The sequence below is a fragment of the Enteroscipio rubneri genome, assembly GCF_002899715.1.
GTDB classification, from domain to species: domain Bacteria; phylum Actinomycetota; class Coriobacteriia; order Coriobacteriales; family Eggerthellaceae; genus Enteroscipio; species Enteroscipio rubneri.
This window is the reverse complement of sequence record NZ_PPEK01000033.1, coordinates 1-2,479: the sequence shown is the minus strand read 5'-3', so window position 1 is coordinate 2,479 and position 2,479 is coordinate 1. Positions and strand designations below refer to the sequence as shown.

The following is a 2,479-nucleotide window of genomic DNA, read 5'->3' as shown; positions in this document are numbered from 1 at the left end:
GGGCGGCGAGGAAGCCAGCGCGGCGCGCGCCCCGACAGATAGAGGGCCAGGACGTGCTCCCAGCCGTGCAGGGGGCGTTCGCGGCGCTCTACGAGGAACCCGGGGCCGTCGCCCTGGACTGGCTGCGTCGTCGCGGCTTCACCGATGAGGAGATATGCCGCAACGGCTGGGGCTGGGTGAGGCATCCGCGCGACGTGTTCCCTGCCGGCTTCGAGGGTGCGCCGGAAGTGGAGGCGGGCTATATCTGCCTCCCCTTCCCGGAGGGCGAGGGCTGGGACGCCGTGCGCTACGCGACGTTCCGCCCGTGCGAGGTGGAGGCCAAACCCAAGGAGTGGAAGCCCAAGGGCATGCCATCTCCGGTGTGGAGGGAGCACCTGCTGCGCCGAAGCGGCGCGCCTGTGTACATCGCGGAGGGCGTCTTCGACGCCGCGGCGCTCGCGGCGCTCCTCGGGGTGCCCGCGTGCGCCATGTGCGGGGCCGGGACGGGCCGGGTGCTCGACGTGGTGGCCGACACGCCGCCAAGCGAGCGGCCCGTCTACGTCATCGCCACTGACGCCGACGAGGCGGGGCGCAGGTTCGCTGAGACGCTGCGAGAGGGCTTCGCCGAGATCGACGCTACCTGTTCGGCGATGCCGCCCTACCCGGACGGCGCGAAGGACACCGCAGACGTGCTGCGCGCCAAGCGGGTGGCGCGATGAGCGACGCGATAGAAACCTGGGAGGAGGAGGCACGTAAGGCGGGGGCGCTGGCGACGGTTCCGGCACCCGAAGCCGATGTCATGGACGCTCCGCATACGGCTGGAACGATTGACGCAATAGCGCAGGCAATCGAAAATGATGCGCGGCTAGGAGACGCCATAGGCTTCAACGAACTCGAATCGGCGCCCTACGTGCGTGGCGTGCTGCCTTGGAGCGCGAAGTGCGAGACGAGGCCATGGCGCAACTCCGACGATTCGCAACTGCTCGCGTACCTTCAAACAGAATACGGCGTGAAGAACGAGAAGGCGGTGGTCCACGCTTTCTCCATCGTCTGCGAGCGAACGCGGTTCAATCCCCTTATAGACCGCTTTGACGCGCTGCCGCAGTGGGACGGACAGAGCCGCGCGGGCCATCTGCTCGCCTGGTTTCTTGGCGCTCCCGACAGTGGATATACGCAAGCGGTGGAGCGGCTGCTCATGAACGGCGCAGTCATGCGGACGTACCACCCGGGGGCGAAGTTCGATTACATGCCCGTGCTGGTGGGCGGGCAGGGCATCGGCAAATCGACGTTCGTCAGGAAGCTAGCACTCGATGACAGGTTCTTCACGGACAGCGTCACGGGAATAGGGACGAGAGAGGCCGCTGAGTTGGTGCAGGGGAACCTCATTGTCGAGGTGGCGGAGCTTGACGCCCTGAAGGGGAAGAACCTCGAAACCACCAAGGCATTCATTTCTCGCGTATCCGATGACTATCGGCCTCCTTACGGGAGGCGCGCGGAGAAGCACCCACGTCGCTTCGTGATGATCGGTACCACGAACTCCGACCGCTTCCTGAGCGACCCAAGCGGGAACCGCCGCTTCCTCCCTGTACAGTGCGGCGCAAAAGAACCGGAGCTTGACCTGTTCGGCATCGATACGGAGGCGGTCATAGAGCAGGCGTGGGCCGAAGTCCTTGCTGAGTACCGCGAGGTCGGAAGCCTACCGCTCGTACTGCCCCGCGACGTGGCGATAGCCGCTTCGAAGATGCAAGAAGAGGCGTCGCTCGATGACCCAAGGATAGGGCAGATAGGGGAATGGCTCGATAGGACGATGCCGGGAGAAAGGGTGTGTGCGTCCGAGATAGCGGAGGAAGCCCTTGGAATAGACAGGCCGCAACAGAAGAAGCATCACACGAACGACGTGCACGACATCATGAAGCGCCATTTCCACGAATGGGTAAGGTTGCCGACGAAAGCGAAGATTCAAGGATACGGAACCCAGATCGCGTACCAGCGAACTGTCGAAAGCGGCTAGCATCGGCAACCATGGCAACCGCACGGCAACCTTTCAGCAACCACGAAAGTAGCGTTTGAACAGGCATCATATAAACCGGTTGCTATGGTTGCCATGAATTTCCCTATAAATAATAAATGGTACATATGGGGGTAGAGAGGGTGAGAATAATATATAAGGGAACATCGGCAACCACAGCAACCTCGGCAACCGACAAGGACGGAAGAGCCTCCTCCCTAAAGGCCGACCGCCACGACCGCGTGCGGCGCGCCTACAACCTCCACCTCGTGGACGGCTTCGGCGTGGACGGGGCAACTGGCATGCCGCAGCTCGACCCCGTGGAGGTCGTGCCCGAGCGCCTGCGCGCGTTCACGTCGTGCCCACGATGCAGCGACCCTAACGCCGGGGTTCACTTCTTCCTGGACGATTACCGGTTCGAGGGGACGTGGAGCGACCCCGTGCGCTACGTGCCCATGCTCTCCCGCTTCGCGTGCGTCCTCACGCCCGACT

3 protein-coding genes are annotated in these 2,479 nt (G+C 63.7%); all 3 read left to right on the top strand.

Annotation, left to right across the window (positions count from 1 at the left end):
* Window positions 1-698: toprim domain-containing protein (locus C2L71_RS11815; protein WP_147585043.1), on the top strand; the 698-nt coding region annotated here is incomplete at its 5' end.
* Window positions 695-1,990: a virulence-associated E family protein gene (locus tag C2L71_RS11810; protein WP_103265955.1), complete on the top strand. Its 1,296-nt coding sequence runs from the start codon at window positions 695-697 to the stop codon at window positions 1,988-1,990. The genes C2L71_RS11815 and C2L71_RS11810, both read left to right, overlap by 4 nt.
* 140 nt (window positions 1,991-2,130) lie before the next feature.
* A partial coding sequence (locus C2L71_RS11805; RefSeq protein WP_170042513.1) for a DUF4417 domain-containing protein occupies window positions 2,131-2,479 on the top strand: 349 nt, incomplete at its 3' end.